A 15,954-nucleotide genomic window follows, 5' to 3' on the forward strand; every position below is an offset into this window, starting at 1 on the left:
ATTACAGTATTTGTCTTTATTAATATTAATGACATATTTAGTTTGTAAACCTATTTTTATTATGCCAACCAGCTATTAAATATAATCGATAAATATGTGAAGCAGACACTCTTCCTTTTCTATGTTTATCGTTCATAGATTTTTTCATTCTATTGACCACTTTTTTTATCCCTTCATTATCCCAAAGAGTACATGAAAATATCTCTTGTGTTATGCTTTGCCAATTTTGAAGTACAATACTTCTAGAATCATACGAAAAAACCATCTTACCTATAGCATCACTATCTAAACCTATCTTATCTTTTAAAATATCTCTTAGTATAAGTTTATTTTTTAATAGTTTTCTATCGAAAAGATACTCTTCTGGCATCTTTGCGAAATAGCTTGCTACTTTTTCATTAGTAAAAGGTAAAACCAAATTTGTATTTATAGAATTTGCAAAATTTCTAACTTTTCTTGTAAACATTTCTGTTGATTTTGGATTTGCCATATCATTTTTAAAATCATAAATATTCCAATTTTTTCTTTGTTTTGATACATTATCCCAATAATAAAAACAATTTATACTTTTTGAAAAAATCTCTTTACTGTCATAGTAACTTAATCCACTTGGACCACACCATTCAGCAGGTGTCTTTAATAGTGGCAATAAAACAGATTCAGAAGAAATATAATTTTTCAAAAAAGACAATTTACTTGTAATTTTTGAAACTGGAATAAAAAACTTCTCTCTTCTACTTACATCCCTCGCCATATGAGAATCATTTCCCATACCATCTATGATATTTGCACCTCTTAGCTCAGGTATTTGTGTAGCATAAAGTGGATAAGCCAAAGTCACATTATCTACACAAGGAAATGGAGTATTTGTAAAGTACTCATCTATAGCAATTTTGTGTTTATCTTCTAGCGCATCTACTTCATAAAGTATCTTATGTTTGAAGCCCAACTGTTTTGCTATAGATTTTGATATCTCACTTTCGTCTGCTTTACCTTTTGACTTGTGAGTGATGAGTGTGACTTTATCCTGATAACCTGCTTCTGCTAACGCCAAAGCAATAGTATTGCTATCTTTTCCTGCACTATGGAATAGAAAAGTTGGTTTTGAAGGGTCTATTCGCTCTATTGTAGCATCTGCTATGAGTTTGAGTATAGTATCTACATCAGGAGTCATTTCTTCTTTTTTGAGACGATTTTCATTCATAAAAGGAAACTCATGAGAAAACTCTATCTCTATCTTCTTATCTACTATTTTGATTAGAGCAGTATCGCCGATTCCTACGATAAATATATTTTCATAAGCAGTATAAGGAGGAGGTACCACCCCACTTTGAAGTAAAAAAGAGATTCCTTTATCTGAGATTTTCAATGGTTTTATCACTCGTTCATCATCTAAAAGTTCTACAATTGAGTCACCATAAAGCAAAGTCTTTTTATCATCACTTATATAAAGATAAAGAGGAAATTCTCCTGCTAGGTCAGAGGCAAGTATTAATTCTTTTGTATTCTTTTTGTATATATTTATCATTTTAGTTTCCTGCTTTGTTTATATATCATCGTTCCTAAAAAAAATCGTGTTATAACGATAGTAAGTGCTGCTCCATATGCTCCATACAATGGTATCAATAAAATAGAAGTTAAAAATCCTAGTATTGATACTTTTACAATTGTCTTTCTATACTCTTTATCATATTTTAATACAACCATTTTATTTGATCCAAAAGTGTAGCTTATAGATATAAAAAATGGACTCAATGCCAAAATATAAATATAAACTAAACTTTCATAAGCTTTTTCTCCAAACACAAAAGGAACTACCCAATAGGATGTTAAAAAAATTATTAAACTCATACTTAAACCTGCAAAGATAGTTAGTTGTGCTATTTTTTCAAATTTTGAATAATCTTTATTTAGGTATGGGAAAGTTACATTTCGTATTATTGTTATTACATTATTAAATACACTTACTATTTGATTTGCTAATGCAAAATAACCTACATTATCCATCGTTGTTACAAAACCTAGTAAAAATGTTGAGAAATTATTGTAAAGGTTTGGTATAAAATCACTTACAAAAAGATTCCAACTACTTGTAAGTGAGTTTTTTATATTTATGATAGGTTGAACTGTAAATCTTATGTCATACTTTTTTCTGATGAAGTATAAAGAGTAAAGACCCACGAGTATAAAACCTAACCCATTGAGCAGTGGTTGATAAATATAATCTTCACTAGACTTTACAAAAACAAAAATTCCTGCGGTAAAAAAAAGTTTTGCAGAGATATTAAAGTAACTAATATACTTCATCTCTTCAATTCCTTGAAAAAACCAAATTGGAAAAATTGCATTACCGATGACTATTAAAAAAGTCAAATAAAATAATAGCCATTCATTAGTAAATTTTTCAATAGTTAAAATAAGGAGTGAAAGTATCATAAAAGAAACCAATGTCAAAATAAGTTTTACACTAATAACAGTGCTGTATATTTCACTTAGTTTTTCTTTATTTTTATGATTAAGTGCAACTTCTCTTGTAGCTGAAAGATTATAACCATACTCAACAAATTTATCTAAGAAGAATATAGTTGCAACCGCAAATGCGACTAAACCATATTTTTCTGCACCTAGTACTTTAAAGAGGTACGGCATAGTTAAAAGCGGTAAGATATAATTAAGTCCTTGTAAGCTAAGAAGTGAAAAAAAATTTGACAATAACCTTTTGTTCTCTTCTGATTTGAATTTAGATTTTATTTTTTTTATCATTTATTTATAAAAATCTTTATACCAAGTCACAAACTGCTCAATCCCATCTTTTAAATCTGTATCAGGTTTATATCCGAAGTCTTCTATTAGTCCACTTACATCTGCATAAGTACTCACTACATCACCATCTTGCATAGGCATATAGTTTTTTTCTGCTTTTTTACCAAGTGCATTTTCTATTGTTTCTATGAAAGTCATAAGAGGAAGTGGTGCATTGTTTCCTATGTTGTAGATTTTATATGGTGCACTAGAACTAGATATCTCTGGATCTTTTGCGTTCCATTGTTTGTTTGTTTGAGATGGTTTATCTATTACTTTTATTACTCCATCTACTATATCATCTATATAGGTAAAATCTCTACTCATTTTTCCATTGTTAAATACTTTTATAGCTCTATCATGAAGTATTGCATCTGTAAAAAGCATAGGAGCCATATCAGGTCTGCCCCATGGTCCATAAACAGTGAAAAATCTCAATCCTGTCACATGTATACCATAAAGATGAGCATAAGTATGTGCCATCATTTCATTTGATTTTTTTGTTGCTGCATAGAGGCTTACTTGGTGTTCTGTTTTATCAGTAGTTTTAAAAGGTTGAGATTCGTTTAGTCCATATACTGAGCTACTTGATGCAAATGCTAGGTTTTTTATATTTGTATTTCTACATCCTTCTAAGATATTTAAAAATCCTACTATATTACTTTGTATATAAGCATGTGGATTTTCTAGTGAATATCTAACTCCTGCTTGTGCTGCTAGATTACAAACTGCATCAAATTTTTCTATTTCAAAAAGTTTTTCCATAGCTTCTTTGTCTGCTAGGTCTATTTTATAGAAGCTATGCTTTTTATATGTTTTAGAAACTATTTTAGTATTGTCTTTTATTTCATCTTTTGATATACCTAACTCTTTAAGTCTTCCATATTTTAGATTTACATCATAATAGTCATTTATATTATCTATTCCTATTACCTCATCACCACGTTCAAGAAGTTTGCGTGCCAAGTGAAAACCTATAAATCCAGCTGTTCCTGTTACTAATATTTTCATTAACTATTTCCTAACTATCACTATTGAAGATATCTCTTGTATATACTCTATCTTCAATATCTTTTATATCATTTGAAAGTCTATTTGCAACTACTACATCACAAATATTTTTAAAATCATCTAGATTTTTAATCACTTTTGAATTAAAAAAGTCATTTTCTTTTAGTGCTGGTTCATAGATAATCACAGCAATACCTTTTGCTTTTATTCTTTTCATAATACCTTGAATAGCAGAACTTCTAAAGTTATCACTTCCTTCTTTCATCACTAGTCTATATATACCTACTATTTTGGGGTTTCTTTTCATTATACTATCTGCTATAAAATCTTTTCTAGTTCTATTTGCATTTACAATAGCTTCTATCATATTTGATGGTACATTTTTATAGTTTGCTAGTAGTTGTTTTGTATCTTTTGGTAAACAGTAACCACCATATCCAAAACTAGGATTGTTATAGTGATTTCCAATTCTTGGATCTAATCCAACTCCATCAATAATTTGTTTTGAGTTTAGCTCATGAGCTTCTGCATAAGAATCTAATTCATTAAAATACGCAACTCTCATAGCTAGGTATGTATTTGAAAATAGCTTTATAGCTTCTGCTTCAGTTGAGTTAGTAAATAGTACATCTATATCTGTCTTTTTTGCACCATTTTTAAGTAAGTTTGCAAAAGTTTTAGCACGTTCACTTTGTTCTCCTACTATTATTCTAGAAGGATACAAGTTATCAAACAATGCCTTTCCTTCTCTTAAAAATTCTGGTGAAAATATTATATTTTCTGTATTAAATTTTTTATTAATCTCTTTTGTATATCCTACAGGTACTGTTGATTTTATTACCATTGTAGTATTTGGATTTATTTCTAGTACGTCTGCTATTACATATTCTATTGATTTGGTATTAAAATAGTTTGTTTTAGGATCATAATCAGTAGGAGTTGAGATAATTATAAAGTCTGCATTTGTATATGCTTCTTTTTTATCCAAAGTTGCTCTAAAATTTAGATCATCTCTTAGTAAATACTCACTAATCTCTTTATCTTCGATTGGAGATATTTTTTTATTTAACATTTCTACTTTAGAAGGAATAATATCTAATGCCACAACTTCATTATTTTGAGAAAGTAGGACACCATTTGAAAGTCCTACATATCCAGTTCCTGCTATTGCTATTTTCATTTATTTCCTTTTAATTTATTATCCAAACTAATTTTTCTGGTTTTAATACCTATTTTCAGATTTTTGAAGCGCATTTTATCCTAATAAATCTTCAAAGTTAATGAAAAGATTATTTCTTCATATGTAAATCAAGTTGAGGAAAGGGTATTTCTATTTCGTATTTATACAGTGAATTATAAATCAATGTTAAAAAGTCTGATTTTAATGAATTTGCTTTAAACTTATCATTTGCTTTTACCCAAACTAGTAGCTCAAAATCCACACTACTTGTATTCATATTTTCAAGTCTTATATCTGGTGATTTATCTTTTACATTTCTTAGATAAACTAAATCACTGTTTTCAAGTTCTAAAAGAATAATCTCTTTTACTCGTTCAATCTTAGTTCCATAAGCTACTCCAAAAGCTATATGAAGTCTTCTTGTTGAGTCATCTAGTGTCCAGTTTATTACATTGTTTTGGATAAATGATGAATTTGGGATTACTATATCTATATTATCAAATGTTTTTATAGTTGTTGATCTTATTCTTATATCTGTTACTGTTCCTTTTAGTAAATCACTTATTTCGATTATGTCCCCTATTCTAATTGTTCTCTCAAACATTAGAATAATTCCTGCTATCAAATTTGATACAACAGTTTGAAGTCCAAATCCAATACCAATAGATAAAGCTCCTGCTATTAAAGAAATAGATGACATATCAATACCTAGGCTACTCATTGAAACCATTATTGTGATTAGAATTATTAGATAGTATCCTACGTTTGCAGTTAATTTCAATGACATTTGGCTCATATTCGGCCATCTTGTTGAGATTTTATATATCCATCTTTTATAAAATATCCCAAATAAAAAGCCTATTATTATCAAAAACAGTGCTTTTGTGATACTTAGAAAGCTTATTGCTTGTTCGTTAAACACAAAAAGTGTAGAGGTAAAATACTCTTTTAGGTCTTTGATATAATTTTTACTATCAAATAGGGATTTGTTAATAAATACTTTTGTATTACCAAATACTTTTTTTGATATATTTTTGATTATATTATTTTGCTCAAAATAAACTTCTGCTAATTCACTATCAAGATTAACCAATAAAGAATCTATTTCATCATATAGTTTTAAAAACTCTTGGCTATCTTTGCTTATCAAGGTATCTAATAACTCTTCATTTAAGAAAATCACTTTTTCTAAATAAGCATTTTCTAATAGCTTTTGTGTTTTTGATATCTCTTTTTTTAGTACTTCTGTATTTTTATCATTTTCACTTATGATTTCTTTTTCTAGTTCTATTTCATAGCCAACTTTTTGTTGGATTAGTTTTTTTATATTTTCATCGATTTTTTCTATATCATTTTGATTTTTTGTGCTTTTATTATTTTCTAGTGTTTCTTGTTTTTCTAATATTTCTAATTTTTCTATTACCTTATTTAATACTATATTTTTATTAGATGCAAATAACTCTACTCTAGTTTCGATATTTGTTTTTTGGATTTTATAATATGCATATTGTAATTGGTATGATAGTAAAAAGTCTTTATCTTGTTCTATTATATTTTCTATTCTTTTTTTCAAAACTAATAGTTTGTTTTGAATATCATTTAAAAGCTTGTTTTGTTTTATCTGTTTTACTTCAATTTCTGAGATATAAAAAAGTGCTTTTAAAATAGAGTTTTTCAAATCTTTTTGTTTTTCTAATAAACTTAGATTAAACTCATCTATTTGTATTTTTTTTTCTGATGCTTCTTCCAATCTTTTTAAATGCGCTTTTTGTTCATTTGTGATTTCTATACTTTTTGTTTTTTGTTTTTCACTTTCATTGATTTGTAATAGTATTTCTTTAAAATATGTGCTATTAAGAGCTGTATCATATAGCTTTGTATCGATTTGTGCACAAAACAATGTACTAACTGTTATGATAAATAAAACTAAATATTTCATTTTTTATATTCCTTATATTATGTATTTGATTATATTATATTTGTTGTTAAAAAGAATCTTTAAAAAAATAAGTTTTTTTAAGTAGATAAAGAATAAAATCTATTTAAAAATTATGATTAAAATGGAAAAAAATAATGAATGGAAATGCTTTTTCACATGGTATTATCTTTGATGGTAATGGTGGTGCAAAAAAAATAAGCTTTGAACAGCTAGATGAATATACTCCTAGTATGGGTATTTTATGGGTTCATTTTGATTATACACAAGAACAAAGTATTGATTGGATTACAAATAAAAGCAATATTGACCCAATTGCCGTTGATGCTCTTTTATCACAAACTACAAGACCTAGAACAACGATTTTAAAAGATTCGCTTATTTTAGCCCTAAGAGGTATAAACCTAAATCCAAATAGCGACCCTGAAGATATGATTTCTATTAGATTGTATATAAATGAAAATATCATAATCAGTACAAAAAAAAGAGATCTTTTATCTGTAAATGATATGTTACTTTTTTTTGAGCAAGGTATAGGTCCAAAAAATTCATCAGAATTTTTAATAGAACTTACAAATAGATTAACAGATAGAATGGAAGATTATATTTTAGATATGGATGATCGTTATTCAGATTTAGAAGAGCTTAGTATCCAATCAAGTTCTGCCAAGCTTCGAACAAGTATTTCAGAGATTAAAAGAGAATCAATTTCATTGAAAAGATATTTAAGTCCTCAAAAAGAAGCGATTTTTAAACTATATGATCAAAAGATTTCATGGATTACTGAACACGACAGAATACAATTAAGAGAGATTAATCATAAATTGATTAAATATATTGAAGATCTTGATTCAATAAAAGACAAGGTATCTCTTATTCAAGAAGAAATATCAAATAACTTAAGTGAGCAATTAAATCAAAGAATGTATGTACTTTCCATAATTTCTGCGATTTTTTTACCACTTGGGTTTTTAACAGGTTTATTAGGAATAAATGTAGGAGGAATACCAGGAGCTGAGAATAGCTTTTCTTTTTATATATTTATATTATTTCTTATAGTTATAGTTGCATTACAGATATATATATTCAAAAAGAAAAGATGGTTATGATGAATGATTTAAATGAATAAATATATTTTAGTTTTACTACTTTTTATAAATACTATTAGTTTTGCTACTAGTAATGTTTGGTTAAAAACATATTCTAATTACAAAAATTATAATACTGTTTTAAATAATATTAGTAAAATAGAAGATGATCTTAAAATAGTTAAGAAAAAAAATAAGCAAGAAAAAATACAAGAACTAAGTAATAAATTAAATATTTATAAATCAAAACTAACTCTTTATGAAAAAAAGAATAGCTTTGATGATTTATTAAAAGCACATAAATATGAAATTATTAATATTACTATTTATGATTATTTATTTAATATTTCATTAGAAGAATTAAGAAAAAAGATTAAAAAGTACGATTCTTTGAAAAAAGAATTTTATTCTGCGATGTTATATATTCAAGACTCTTATGATCAACAAGTAAAACTCAATCCCAAAAGTAAAAAAACACTACTTTTACAAGAACAGCTTGAGTATTTTCATGAATATAGTGAAAATATAGAAAAAATGTATCAAAGTCTTTTAGAAACAAAAGATGACTTAAAAAAGAAATATATAGAATATAAAAATGAAGTTTTTATCAAGCATTTGATTACTTTTAGTATTATTTTATTTTCTTATATTCTTTATAAATTTTTATTATTTATTTTCTTTTATTTATTTAAAAATAAGAAAAATGAAGAGCTTGAAAAAAATTATAGAAAAATCATAGCGCTTTTATTTGTATTGTCAATTTTGATTTTTATAATAATAAGATATATAAATGACTTTCTTTATATTATCACTTTTTTAGGAATTATTGCAGCGGCACTTACTATTGCTATTAGAGAGATTTTATTAAATATTGCAGGTGCAGTTTATATATTCTTTTCAAATGTGATTAGAGTTGGTGATAGAGTTATGGTTCAGTTTGAAACAAGACATACTATAGGTGATATTACAAATATTTCTTTGATTAAAATCAAACTAAATGAAGTGTGTGATTATACAAATATAAAAGAGATTAAAAATGTCGGTAGGACTATATATATTCCAAATAGCTATATATTTACAAAGGTTTTTTATAACTATTCTTTAAAAAAGAATGGAATAATCAATGACTTAATAGAGTTTGACTTTGATATAGATAATGATTTTGAGATTATTGAAGATATTACAAAAGCTGTATTTGAAAAGTTTGAATTGCTCTATACTCTTTCTTACTCTTTAAATACTACAAAAACAGGAATAATTGCGATTATTTCATATCAAGTAAATTATAAGATTGTAGCAAAAATAAGAGGAGAGATTTCTATATCTTTATTAAAAGAGTATACAAATAACCCTCAGGTAAAACTAAAAGCATCAAAGAAAGTACCGTAAATAATTCTAATTTTTAAAGCATTTTTATCATATGGTGATATTTATGCTTTGATACTTCAATGATAATATTCTTTTTGAAACCTATTTTTTCATATAGTTTTAGTGCTTTTTCATTTTTTAAAGCAACTATTAGTGATACTTTTTTAAAGCCTAAGTCTTTAGCTTTTTTTTCTATAAAAGCAAATAACTCTTTTGCAAATCCACGACCTTGGTATTTTTCTAAAACACTTACAGTATTGATATAAAATTCATCATCAAAACTCTTTTTTTCAAAAGAATCTACAAATATATTTTTTGAAGCTAGATTATCTATAATAGGTTTATCAAGTTCATCTACTCTACTTGACGCATATCCTAGTATTAATCCTGCTATTTCATTTTCATACTCATAAATATAGATATTTTTATGGCTAAATCTATTTACATCCATATTAATATATTCATTTAGTGCTTTTAGAACCTCATCTTTTTTATCTTCACCTGTTATATCATTTGCAATACTTCCAATTGCATTTATAATAAGATTAGCAATAATAAAATTTTCTTGTTTTTTTGCTGGAACTATCATAATCTCTCTTTTTTTGGTTTTAAAATTGTATCTTAATTTAACTAACACATAATTAATAGTTTTATTTTATAATAAGTTTTATTGTAAAAATTGGAGAAAATTATTGAAAGCATTAAAAGTTTTAGTTCTAAAAAGTAGTGATAATTCAATTTCTCAAATTATAAAAGTTCTAAAAAATAATGATTTCTATGTTGATATATGTAATAGTAATAATGAGTTTTTAGAATGTATTTATAATAATCTATATGATTTATACCTAATAAATATAAATGAAAAATCACTTCCGAAGTTTCAATTAATTCAACTATTAAATGAATATCAGGATATAACAATGAAAATGGTAATTGCTTCTATTCCAGATATTACAAAAGCTTCTTTTATATATGGTTGTGATGAATGTATTTTTCAAAGTATAGATGATAAAGAAATTTTATTACGTGTAAAAGCATTGATTAGAAGACAGTTCAAGATCTATTCTGATTCTATTCTTTTAAGAGAAAATATAGAATATGAGATTTTCAATAAACGAATTTTTTTGGATAATAAAGAGATTATATTAGGAGAAAGAGCTTCACAAATCTTGGATTATTTATTAAAATTCAGAGGTGTTTTTGTATCTTCAGAAAATTTAGAAAATGCTGTCTATCCTGCAAATACTAGTTCTAAAAATGGTTCACTAAGATTTCATATCCATAAAATAAGACAAGCTCTTGGAAATGATATAATAGTTTCAAATAGAACAAATGGTTATAAAATAAATATTTGAAATAAAAAAAGGAAGTATTTAACTTCCTTTTTTTTATAGGCTATTTTTAAATAATATAAAAAATCCCCAAGCAAAATATACTACAGTCCATATAGATAAAATCCATAAAAGCATATTTGCCATAAGTGTAACTGCTTTATCTTTTGATGCGTCAAATACACCTTTTGTTTTACCAACTTTCCAAGCCATAGTAGCAATAAAAGATACTCCAACTCCACCTAATGATACAAAAGTTAATACAAACATAGTAACAGATGACCATTCTATATTTACAGGATAATTATAAATATCATATCCAAAATCAAACATAATATTGTATCTGATGTATTCTCTAAATCCTGAAATTAAAAGTATTAAAATAACAGATATTCCTGTTGTTAAATAACTATTTTTAAGAGTTCTTGAAAGTGCTATTAATACTATAAAAGAAAGATAAATAATAATTGAATAGATATCAAATAATTTATCTATATCATTTGCCCAAAAAGCAAATAATACTAAAGATATTACAAGACCAACACTTGCTATTTTAGTACCAATATTTCTTGAAAATGAGATAAACTTTTCATCAAATTTTTCACTACTTTTTAAGAAATCCCCATAATTTTGTAAAAATAAACCAAGAATAGGAATACTAAGTGACATAAGAAATAAATATCTTATTGTTTCAGGATGAAATGTTGTTCCAGATGTATCAACTACACCATTTGGTGCATACCATTCAATCCATTTATCAGGTTGTATTACTTGTACTGAAAATACATGCATAATCAATCCACAAAAGATTAAAAACAAAAATGAAATAATACCAATAATACTACTTGATGAACTTTGTTTTTTATTTGCATAATAATACCAATAATACATACTATAACCTACAAGTAATGCATAAATAAAAGTAACAACCCAAATTCCTGATATTGCATTTACTGTATACCAGTTTGGATCGTAAATTACTTGTGTAAATAACAATGGAGCAACACCTAAAACAATAAGTAAAGAAACACTAATCTTTCCTGTTTGTAATAAATGTGAAGTTAAAATTCTCCAGTTTTCATCTGTTTTTTGTTTAGTACCACCATAAAGTGATAAACCCATACTTCCCAATGCTAAAAATACAAATAAAGCATGTAAAGCCCATGTTAATATATATAATCCTTGAAAAACAACAGGATAAAATGGAAGTCCCGCTGGATCTCTAAGAAGGTTTAAAGTTTCTGCATCCATTATTTTTCCTTTTGTAGTTGTTCTAGTTTTGGTAGTTGTGATTCAATCCATGCTGCCATTGCATCAAACTCTTCATCAGGTAGATCAATTTTTGGCATATAAGGAATTGCGCCAGTTGCTAGTGAATACTTCATAAATGATTTAATCATTTCTTTATCTTGTCCAACAAATTTTTCTAATAATGGTCTATATTTACCAGTTGCTTCTAAAGAGTGACAATTTGAACAAGAAAGTTTAGTAAGAAGTTGTCCAACTTCTAATTTATTTTCAGGTGTAATTGTTTTTAATCTATCAGGAACCCAAACATTTACATTTAATAAACCATGTTTAGCAACAATATCAACTTCATTTTTGATATTTTTTCCTGGAACATCTCTACCCATAATTTGATTACTATAAACATATTGACCAACAACGAAAGGTTTTCTAATACTTTCTCTTAATTTTTCTCCAGGCCATAATCCAAAAATAGCAATTACAAATAACATTACAACTGCAAAAGGTCTATTAATCCAATTTGGTTTTAAAATTGCAATTGCAAAATATATAGAGAATACTACTACTAAAATTATTTTCATATTTATAATTTGAGGCATATAAATACTTAATAATATTTTCGCATTTTCAGGAATTGTTGTCATGTACCACATAAAACAGACTAAGGTAATAAATCCACCTATAAAACTTACGATTCCCATTTTTCTTATAAGTTCATTTTTTAACTCTTTATCACTTAAAGCAGAAGCAATTATAAGTCCAATAACACCAGACATCATAATCATAAATCCAACTCTTAAGAATAAGTGAGGGAAGGTAGTAAGACCAAAGAAAGCATCACTAACTGAACCTGTTTGATAAAAAGCATCGTTTCCAGGCCACATCATAAAACTTATGATTCCAATAATCATAAATAGTGTACCAAGGGAAGCTAATGCAAATGCATAGGTAAGTTTAAGATGAGTTTTTCTATCTATTTTATTTATAAAGTAAACAAGTGCAAATACACCTACTACTTCAAATACAAAAAACACCCATTCCGTTGCCCAAACCCACACAAAGTTGTGAATTAAAGCACTAATACCTCTAGGGCTTGCAGCTGTTGCTGTAAACCAGATTCCAGGACCTGTAATTGAACCAATAACATAAGAAAAAATAAGTAAAAACATACCGTATTTTTTCATATATTCATAAAGTTCAGGTCGATCTTCTTTATAAGCCTTATGTGCTAAGAAAGCAAAAAGCAAAGCTGCACCAACTGAGGTATGTGATGCCAAAATGTGGATAGTACCTGTTATTCCCATAATCCAAGCAGAGCCTATTTCAGGGAAATAAAAAAGTGGAAACATTCCAATTTGTTCCATCCTTTTCTCCTTTTATATATTTATTTGGTATTTTGCTTAAAAAAATGAGCAAAACCGAAATGCTATAGTATTGCTACTGTGTTAATTTTATGATAGTTAGGGGAGGTAGGAAAGAGAAACTTATGAAATAATCATAAGTTTCGTTATTTTTTAGTTTTATTCTATTATTTCTTCTTTTTTTAATTCAGAAAATTCACTAACTTCAATAGCGTCTTCATTGAAATATTCCATTTTATCTTCAGCTCTTTCTAAATCTTTTAGTTTTGCAATATGGAAAATTGCATCACCTTCTTGAATTAGTGGTATTTCAGATTTTCCAATAATTACACCATCAAATGTAGCTTTTATTTCAAAGCTTTCATCACCTAATGGTTCATCTACATAAGCTATGATTTCATCTTCTTTTACAATGTCACCTAAGGCTTTTATTGTTCTTATGATTCCACTTTCTGTAGATCTAATCCATTGGCTACTTCTTGCAACTATTGGGATTTTGTATTTTCTTTTTCTATTTACAATAGGTAACATATCTAATTCTCGTAAGATATTAACAATACCTTTTACACCAATTCTAATAGATGTTTCATCAAATCTTAGTGCTTCACCTGCTTCATATAAAAGTACAGGTATCTCTTTTTCTTGAGCTTCTGCTCTTAATGAGCCATCTCTTAATTCAGAGTGTAAAACAACTGGCGCTTCAAATATTTTTGCTAGATTATAAGTAAATTTATTATCAAGATTTGTTCTAATTTGTGGTAAGTTTGACTTATGAATTGATGCTGTATGTAAGTCTAATCCAAAATCACATTTAGAAACGATTTCATCAAAAAATACTTTTGCAACCCTACTTGCTAATGAACCTTTTTTTGTCCCTGGAAAAGATCTATTTAAATCTCTTCTATCTGGCATATATCGTGATAGTGTCATCACTCCATAGATATTAACAATAGGAATAAGTACAACAGTACCTTTTAGTCTTTTTAAAATACTTAGTTTTCTAAATCTTCTAATAATCTCAATACCATTAAGTTCATCACCATGAATAGCAGCACTAATAAAAATAGTAGGACCGTCTTTTTTCCCTCTTATTACTCTAATTGGTAAATCCATAGGAGAGTGATAGAGTTTAGGTAGTTCTAGATTAATAGTAACATTTGTTCCTCTTAATATTTCTGTACCTGCAAACTCTACTTTTGAATTTTTATGCTCCAATATTGTCTCTTTTTATTCTTCTTTTTTTATTAGGGTCTGCTGGAGTTACATTTTTTTCAATATAATCCATAATTTTTCCAGCAATATCTAATTGTGTTGATTTTTCAATTCCTTCTAATCCAGGAGATGAATTTACTTCCATTACAAGTGGTCCTCTTGATGATGGAATCATATCAACACCACAAACACCAAGTCCCATAGCTTTTGCAGCTGCTAAGGCTGTTGATTTTTCTTTTCTATTTAATTTATATGAAGTTGCACTTCCACCTTGATGAAGATTTGATCTAAAATCACCCTCAGCACCTTGTCTTTTCATAGCTCCTACAACTTCACCACCAACAACTAAAGCTCTAATATCAGCTCCACCTGCTTCTTCTATAAACTCTTGAACAAGTAAATTTACATCCATTCCATAAAATGCATCAAGTACAGATTTTGCTGCTTTTTCACTATCAACTAATACTACTCCAACACCTTGTGTACCTTCTAGTATTTTTAAAACCAAAGGTGCGCCACCACTTAAGGCAATAACATCTTTTGCACTTGATTTATTTGATGCAAAAACAGTTTTTGGCATATCTACATCATTTTTTGATAAAACTTGTAAACTTCTTAGTTTATCTCTACTTCTAGCAATTGCAAGATTTCCAGCTGTACTAAATACATCCATCATTTCAAAATGTCGAACCATTGCAGTTCCATAAAATGTTCTACTAGCACCAATTCTAGGAATAATTGCATCAGGAGTTGGTAATACTTTTCCAAGGTAATTAATAACTAATTCACCTTTCATAATTTCAATTGTACATTTTAGATAATCAATAACTTTTACATCCCAATTTTTTGCTTTTGCTGCTTCTATTAATCTTGCTGTTGAGTATAAGTTCTCATTTCTTGATAATATATATACAATCATTTTATTTCCTCTTTTATTTCTTTACTCATGTATTCTTTAGATACATCAACCAAAAATCTATTTGCTAAAAATCGTCTTCCTATCAACATAGGAAACTTCATATCAGACCTATTGGTTAAAGATATAATACTTGTATATCTTTCTTGCATAAATTCAACTTGAACTTTTATTGAAGGTCTAAGTTCTATCTCACCATTTGAACTTTTCACTCTCTTTACTTTATATAAAGGAAGAGAAATTCTTTTTCCATGATAAGAGTCATGAACCTCATCTAATAAAGAAAAATGAACCATATCATTTTCAATTACAATGTTATCACAATGTAAAGCATTAGAATCTGCTCCTGTGTCTACTTTTGCATCTAAATCATATAAATCTAAATCCAAAATAGAAATAATTTCTCTTCTACCAATTATTTTTTTGTTTTTCATCTTTCATCTTTAATTTTATGATAATTATATCACAGTATTTATCTTTTATATACAAAATAAAATAAGA

At 27.1% G+C, this 15,954-nt stretch carries 14 protein-coding genes; 3 read left to right on the forward strand and 11 right to left on the reverse strand.

Annotated elements, in window-relative coordinates; genetic code table 11:
- Nucleotides 1–37 precede the first annotated feature (37 nt).
- The 5 genes from D9T19_RS06720 to D9T19_RS06740 form a co-directional block, all read right to left on the reverse strand.
- A complete protein-coding gene (locus D9T19_RS06720) occupies nt 38–1,528 on the reverse strand; it encodes a hypothetical protein (protein WP_121627461.1) in 1,491 nt (496 codons plus the stop codon).
- Nucleotides 1,525–2,763 carry a flippase gene (locus D9T19_RS06725; RefSeq protein WP_121627462.1) on the reverse strand — a complete coding sequence of 413 codons (1,239 nt, stop codon included), beginning with the start codon at nt 2,761–2,763 and terminating at the stop codon, nt 1,525–1,527. The genes D9T19_RS06720 and D9T19_RS06725 overlap by 4 nt, the downstream gene beginning before the upstream one ends.
- Nucleotides 2,764–3,813, reverse strand: a complete 1,050-nt coding sequence (locus D9T19_RS06730; RefSeq protein ID WP_121627463.1) for an NAD-dependent epimerase — start codon at nt 3,811–3,813, stop codon at nt 2,764–2,766. It abuts the gene before it with no gap.
- 10 nt (nt 3,814–3,823) lie between these two features.
- Nucleotides 3,824–4,993 (reverse strand): nucleotide sugar dehydrogenase, encoded by a 1,170-nt coding sequence (locus D9T19_RS06735; RefSeq protein ID WP_121627464.1) that lies wholly within the window; start codon nt 4,991–4,993, stop codon nt 3,824–3,826.
- A gap of 109 nt (nt 4,994–5,102) precedes the next feature.
- On the reverse strand, nt 5,103–6,932 hold the full coding sequence (locus tag D9T19_RS06740) for a mechanosensitive ion channel family protein (protein ID WP_121627465.1): 1,830 nt from the start codon (nt 6,930–6,932) through the stop codon (nt 5,103–5,105).
- Nucleotides 6,933–7,066: 134 nt separating this feature from the next.
- Between D9T19_RS06740 and D9T19_RS06745 the strand changes: the two genes are divergently transcribed.
- Both D9T19_RS06745 and D9T19_RS06750 read left to right on the forward strand, forming a co-directional pair.
- The gene (locus tag D9T19_RS06745) at nt 7,067–8,038 is read left to right on the forward strand and encodes a zinc transporter ZntB (RefSeq protein ID WP_121627466.1); all 972 of its coding nucleotides are present in this window, start codon (nt 7,067–7,069) and stop codon (nt 8,036–8,038) included.
- 12 nt (nt 8,039–8,050) lie between these two features.
- Complete coding sequence (locus D9T19_RS06750; RefSeq protein WP_121627467.1) at nt 8,051–9,406, forward strand: mechanosensitive ion channel domain-containing protein; 1,356 nt, start codon at nt 8,051–8,053, stop codon at nt 9,404–9,406.
- Nucleotides 9,407–9,419: 13 nt separating this feature from the next.
- Here the strand turns inward: D9T19_RS06750 and D9T19_RS06755 are convergent, their stop codons facing one another.
- Nucleotides 9,420–9,974, reverse strand: coding sequence for a GNAT family N-acetyltransferase (locus tag D9T19_RS06755; protein WP_121627468.1), 555 nt, complete (start codon nt 9,972–9,974; stop codon nt 9,420–9,422).
- A gap of 103 nt (nt 9,975–10,077) precedes the next feature.
- On the opposite strand from D9T19_RS06755, the gene D9T19_RS06760 reads away from it, so the two are divergent.
- Complete coding sequence (locus tag D9T19_RS06760; RefSeq protein ID WP_121627469.1) at nt 10,078–10,740, forward strand: response regulator transcription factor; 663 nt, start codon at nt 10,078–10,080, stop codon at nt 10,738–10,740.
- Nucleotides 10,741–10,773: 33 nt separating this feature from the next.
- On the opposite strand, the gene D9T19_RS06765 is transcribed toward D9T19_RS06760, so the two are convergent.
- The 5 genes from D9T19_RS06765 to D9T19_RS06785 all read right to left on the reverse strand — a co-directional run bounded on the left by D9T19_RS06765 (nt 10,774) and on the right by D9T19_RS06785 (nt 15,887).
- Nucleotides 10,774–11,967 carry a hypothetical protein gene (locus tag D9T19_RS06765; RefSeq protein ID WP_121627470.1) on the reverse strand — a complete coding sequence of 398 codons (1,194 nt, stop codon included), beginning with the start codon at nt 11,965–11,967 and terminating at the stop codon, nt 10,774–10,776.
- The gene (locus tag D9T19_RS06770; RefSeq protein ID WP_121627471.1) at nt 11,967–13,328 is read right to left on the reverse strand and encodes a c-type cytochrome; all 1,362 of its coding nucleotides are present in this window, start codon (nt 13,326–13,328) and stop codon (nt 11,967–11,969) included. Before D9T19_RS06770 ends, D9T19_RS06765 begins: the two co-directional genes overlap by 1 nt.
- A 156-nt stretch (nt 13,329–13,484) precedes the next feature.
- The gene (locus tag D9T19_RS06775) at nt 13,485–14,540 is read right to left on the reverse strand and encodes a succinylglutamate desuccinylase/aspartoacylase family protein (protein ID WP_228197979.1); all 1,056 of its coding nucleotides are present in this window, start codon (nt 14,538–14,540) and stop codon (nt 13,485–13,487) included.
- Nucleotides 14,530–15,456, reverse strand: coding sequence for a 30S ribosomal protein S6--L-glutamate ligase (rimK, locus tag D9T19_RS06780; protein WP_121627472.1), 927 nt, complete (start codon nt 15,454–15,456; stop codon nt 14,530–14,532). The genes D9T19_RS06775 and rimK overlap by 11 nt, the downstream gene beginning before the upstream one ends.
- Nucleotides 15,453–15,887 (reverse strand): ATP-dependent zinc protease family protein, encoded by a 435-nt coding sequence (locus D9T19_RS06785; protein WP_121627473.1) that lies wholly within the window; start codon nt 15,885–15,887, stop codon nt 15,453–15,455. Before D9T19_RS06785 ends, rimK begins: the two co-directional genes overlap by 4 nt.
- Nucleotides 15,888–15,954: the final 67 nt, after the last annotated feature.

Source organism: Poseidonibacter antarcticus, from assembly GCF_003667345.1.
Lineage (GTDB): Bacteria > Campylobacterota > Campylobacteria > Campylobacterales > Arcobacteraceae > Poseidonibacter > Poseidonibacter antarcticus.

What these genes read in the sequence shown, in the direction of transcription:
- D9T19_RS06755 (WP_121627468.1), bottom strand. Translation starts at nt 9,974, where the DNA reads ATGATAGTTCCAGCAAAAAAACAAGAAAATTTTATTATTGCTAATCTT.
- D9T19_RS06750 (WP_121627467.1), top strand. Translation starts at nt 8,051, where the DNA reads ATGAATAAATATATTTTAGTTTTACTACTTTTTATAAATACTATTAGT.
- D9T19_RS06740 (WP_121627465.1), bottom strand. Translation starts at nt 6,932, where the DNA reads ATGAAATATTTAGTTTTATTTATCATAACAGTTAGTACATTGTTTTGT.
- D9T19_RS06725 (WP_121627462.1), bottom strand. Translation starts at nt 2,763, where the DNA reads ATGATAAAAAAAATAAAATCTAAATTCAAATCAGAAGAGAACAAAAGG.
- D9T19_RS06735 (WP_121627464.1), bottom strand. Translation starts at nt 4,993, where the DNA reads ATGAAAATAGCAATAGCAGGAACTGGATATGTAGGACTTTCAAATGGT.
- D9T19_RS06765 (WP_121627470.1), bottom strand. Translation starts at nt 11,967, where the DNA reads ATGGATGCAGAAACTTTAAACCTTCTTAGAGATCCAGCGGGACTTCCA.
- D9T19_RS06720 (WP_121627461.1), bottom strand. Translation starts at nt 1,528, where the DNA reads ATGATAAATATATACAAAAAGAATACAAAAGAATTAATACTTGCCTCT.
- D9T19_RS06785 (WP_121627473.1), bottom strand. Translation starts at nt 15,887, where the DNA reads ATGAAAAACAAAAAAATAATTGGTAGAAGAGAAATTATTTCTATTTTG.
- D9T19_RS06730 (WP_121627463.1), bottom strand. Translation starts at nt 3,813, where the DNA reads ATGAAAATATTAGTAACAGGAACAGCTGGATTTATAGGTTTTCACTTG.
- D9T19_RS06770 (WP_121627471.1), bottom strand. Translation starts at nt 13,328, where the DNA reads ATGGAACAAATTGGAATGTTTCCACTTTTTTATTTCCCTGAAATAGGC.
- rimK (WP_121627472.1), bottom strand. Translation starts at nt 15,456, where the DNA reads ATGATTGTATATATATTATCAAGAAATGAGAACTTATACTCAACAGCA.
- D9T19_RS06745 (WP_121627466.1), top strand. Translation starts at nt 7,067, where the DNA reads ATGAATGGAAATGCTTTTTCACATGGTATTATCTTTGATGGTAATGGT.